Here is a 3,927-nt window from a genome sequence, read left to right as displayed (position 1 = left end):
AGTCGTAGCCCGCGTCATCCGTCGCCACGGGACCGAATTCCGTCCTAGTCGCGGCGGGCGCTAGAACTTTAGCCTGCATTTTAGCCTCTTTATCCTGCGCCAGCTCGTAGTGCAAGCCCTCCGCAAAGGCGCTTACGAAAAATTTGCTCGCGCAGTAGGTGACGGCGTTTGGCACGATACTGTAGCCGCCAGCGGAGGAGATATTGATGAGCTGGGCAGGCTTGCGCTTGTAGTCGCGTACGAAGAGGTGGCTTAGCAGCGTGAGCGAAAGGACATTGAGCCGCAGCATCTGCGAGACTTTGGATAGATCACGCTCGCCGACCGCGCCGTAATCTCCAAAACCCGCGTTGTTTATAAGCGCCTTTAGCTCGTAGCTTTTTAGCTCGTCCCAAAGCGCTAAGACGTTCTCGCTGCGCGCAAGGTCGCAAATTTTAATCACGACATCTGATTTGGGCGAAATTTTAGCGATCTCGTCCTTTAAGCTTTGCAGCAGCTCCGCTCTGCGCGCGATTAAGATCAAATTTTCTCCGCGCCCAGCAAACGCCTTTGCCGTAGCCGCTCCAATACCCGAGCTTGCGCCCGTGATGACGATATATTTTTTCATTTTCTATCCTTTTTAGATTCTTTAGTTTGAAATTTTACCGAAGCTCGCCGCGTATTTACGCGTGCGCTCGTCTTAAATTTACAAATTTGCCTGCATTTTGCGAGGCGCTTACTCGCCGCTTATGGGCGTGCGCTTGGTGTCTATCGCTTTGCCGTCTAGATAGTACCGACTGCCGGCGACGTAGTGAAGCCTCTTTAGCTCGTCAGGGATCTTTTCAAACAGCCAGTGCTCGCCGTCAAAGACCCGCTCGTCCGCATACGCCGCGACGACCTCGCCAATGAAAAGATCATAGCTCTGCTCGTTATGCGGCTCGGGGATACGCTTGCAAACGAGCCATGCCGCGCAACCCACGATCAGCGGTACATCAAACTCCTCTTTATAAAAAATTTCCACGTTTTTCATCTTGTCCGCGTTATCAAAGCGCGAGTTGTTTTCGGCGCCCAGCTCGCTAACCAGCTCCGCCTGCGAGACGAAAGGCACCTGCACGGCAAATTTGCCGCTCTTTTCAAAAAGCGAGCGGGTAAAAGAGCTAGCACCTATGACGGCCGTTAGCTTGTCGTAGTCCAGAGGGCAGACCCATGACGCGCTCATGACGTCCCGCACGCCGTCAAATTCGGCCGAGACCATGACGGTCGGCCCGTGATTTATGAGGCGATACGCTTTGTGAAGTTCGACAGGTTTTAGTGACATTTTTTCTTCTTTGATTTGATAAAATTTAAATTTTATTTTTTGCCGATAATAGCCTAAATTTGGCAAATTTATCCATCTTATTAAACAAAATCGGCCATAAGCTCGCCGACGATTTTTTTGGCGCTTTTTATCTCTTTTATTAGGCTAATACCAGAATTTACGTATATTATGCCATTTTCTATATCGCCATCTATCATTGCGAGCCTTAGTGGATTTAGTCGCTCGATTTTTTGCGCCACTACTTCCTTGTCGCCGTTTAGATACATTGCGTTTAGCTCCTTGGCAAATTTACTCGGCACTACGCGTTGATAGTCCGAAACAAAAAACAGCTCGCTAGAGCCCATAGATACGATGCTCTCTTTTGCCGGTTGCGCTGCCGGGCACTCGGTACTAGCGATAAATCTAGTACCCACGTAAACACCGCTAGCCCCAAGCGCAAAGGCTGCTCGTACGCCTCTAATGTCGTTTATCCCGCCCGCAGCCATCACAGGCACGCTCACGGCATCGGCGATGATCGGCACGATGCTAAAAGTACCTATTTTATTTTGCGGACCCACTCCTCCTTCATCGTATCCCGTGGCAATTATAATATCTGCGCCCTCTTCTTGTGCTGCGCGAGCCGAATTTGCGCTTGGCGTAAGCGCTCTATGCACCAAAACTCCGCCGTTATCTTTTATAAATTTAAATAGCTCCGTTTCCGCTATGCCGACAAAGAAAAACGCCTTTACGCCAGCCTCAAATGCCGTTTCCATAACCTTTAGCGCATATTTTTTGTCATTATCGTTTCGACAAACGATATTTACGCCGTAAGGCTTATTAGTTAGCGACTTTATACGTTCAAATTCTCGTTTATATCGCTCTTTCGTGTTTAAATTTTCAGAGTCTCTGCCGGCATTTGGCCCCAGCACGCCCATTCCGCCGGCATTTGATACGGCAGCTACCAATGCGGCATTTGTTACGTTATTCATCGGAGCCTGCACGATAGGCAAGCTGACGCCCAAAATTTCGCACAGTTTTGTCGATTGATTAAAATTTTTCATATTCTTTTCCTTTCCGTTAAATTTTTAGCTAATGTACCTGCCCTCGGCGCTCTTTTTGGCGATGCCCGTGATCGTCACGTAAGAGGCGATGGCCTCGACCTCGGGGAAAATTTGGATCGCTTTCTCGCCTATGGCGCTAAGCGTCTCGTAATCCAGCGAAAAAGCGTCGCCGTTTAGCAAAAAAATGCGCCTGACGAAGGGATTATAGCGCCTAGCCTCGAGCAAATCGCGCTCTATTTGCTCGATCGATTCGACCGCAAACGGGACGTCGTGGTACATCGTGCAAAATGCGCAGCGATTGTGACTACAGCCCTAAGTCGCCTGCACCAGCAAAGAGTTAGCCTCGTAAGGTGGCCTATACGTAGTTCCCGTATACTTCATAAGTATGCTCCTTTATATTTTTTTGCGTGATTATACGTTGGCTTTATAAATAGATAATGTAAATTTGTAAAATATATTACATAGAAAACGGCTCGTTTTATACTCGCTACAAAAGCGCCTATTTACGGGCTCTTTGCGGGTTTGTCGCTATTTTTGGCTATTTTGTCGGTCTTGGAGATTTTTAGCGCGAGCTTTTTCCACGCTAAATTTGAGCCCTCGCGCAGAGAACTATAAACGCACAAAGGCGGCGACGCGCACTGAGGTCAAAGCTCCAAATTTCTATCAAATTTTGCTTTTAGGTAGCTGTAAATTTAAACGCTCGTTGAGGCAAGCGCGCAAATTTGATTATCCCGGGATAAATTTAAATTTACGAGGCGAGGGCTTGCAAATTTTTCCTAATCCTGCAAGCCCCTCAAATTCGAGCTGCTACGCAAACTCTTTTGGATGATAAATTTGCACGCCTTTGCTCTACGTTTGCGCGGCGGCGATGACGACGACGGCGATATTTTTGCGCGCTCATCGGGCGGTAGTTCGTCAAGATCCCCTTCGGCAAAAGCCCGAACAGCCAGATCGTAAAGAGCTCGCTGAGTCGCAACTCGTTACGCTCGCTTTTTATCGCGGGCAGCCTAGCGATTTGCAGGCTTTCAAAGCCCAGCTCGGCGATCTTTTTCTCGGCCTTGCCCTTTGCTCTCATGTAGAAAAATCTCGACCGTTCGTCCGCGCCGTAGGCGGAGATAAGCACGAAACGGCGAGCGCCCGCGGCGATGCCCCATTTTGCGGTATTTACGGGGTAGCTCACGTCCACTTTGCAAAACTGCCCGCGGCTACAGGCTTGCTTCATCGTCGTGCCCAGCGCGCAGAAAATCTCGTCTATGTCGCACGGCTCTATCTCTTTGATCTTATCTAAATTTACGATCTGCACCTCAAGTTTTTCGTGGCTAAACTTTAGCTCCCTACGCGCCCAGACGACGATCTTGTCGTAGTTTTGGTTTCGCAAAGCCCTCGCACGATCTCGCACCCGACCGCTCCCGTCGCGCCCACGACCAAAGCCGTTTTTCTCATTTTTGCTCCTTTGATTAAATTTTTATGGACGGCAGATACAGCAAATAACCGAATCAGCTCGGTATTAATTTGCTCTAAATTTAAGGCTTAGCCTGCTGAGCCGGCCCAAGCCTTGGCGTGCTTGGATTAAATTCTTTCACGGCGCGCGAA

At 49.1% G+C, this 3,927-nt stretch carries 5 protein-coding genes; all 5 read right to left on the bottom strand.

Annotated elements, in window-relative coordinates; genetic code table 11:
- Positions 1-604 (bottom strand): SDR family NAD(P)-dependent oxidoreductase (locus tag Q0218_RS08735; RefSeq protein WP_297968759.1); only part of this gene is annotated, 604 nt, incomplete at its 3' end.
- A gap of 108 nt (positions 605-712) precedes the next feature.
- Complete coding sequence (locus tag Q0218_RS08730; RefSeq protein ID WP_297968757.1) at positions 713-1,294, bottom strand: flavin reductase family protein; 582 nt, start codon at positions 1,292-1,294, stop codon at positions 713-715.
- 80 nt (positions 1,295-1,374) lie between these two features.
- A complete protein-coding gene (locus tag Q0218_RS08725) occupies positions 1,375-2,334 on the bottom strand; it encodes a nitronate monooxygenase (RefSeq protein ID WP_297968754.1) in 960 nt (319 codons plus the stop codon).
- Between the two features lie 24 nt (positions 2,335-2,358).
- Positions 2,359-2,613: a hypothetical protein gene (locus tag Q0218_RS08720; protein ID WP_297968752.1), complete on the bottom strand. Its 255-nt coding sequence runs from the start codon at positions 2,611-2,613 to the stop codon at positions 2,359-2,361.
- A gap of 514 nt (positions 2,614-3,127) precedes the next feature.
- On the bottom strand, positions 3,128-3,712 hold the full coding sequence (locus tag Q0218_RS08715) for an oxidoreductase (RefSeq protein WP_297968750.1): 585 nt from the start codon (positions 3,710-3,712) through the stop codon (positions 3,128-3,130).
- Between the last annotated feature and the right edge of the window lie 215 nt (positions 3,713-3,927).

Source organism: uncultured Campylobacter sp., from assembly GCF_938039245.1.
Taxonomy (GTDB): Bacteria; Campylobacterota; Campylobacteria; order Campylobacterales; family Campylobacteraceae; genus Campylobacter_A.
This window is presented reverse-complemented; position numbering and strand designations above follow the sequence as displayed.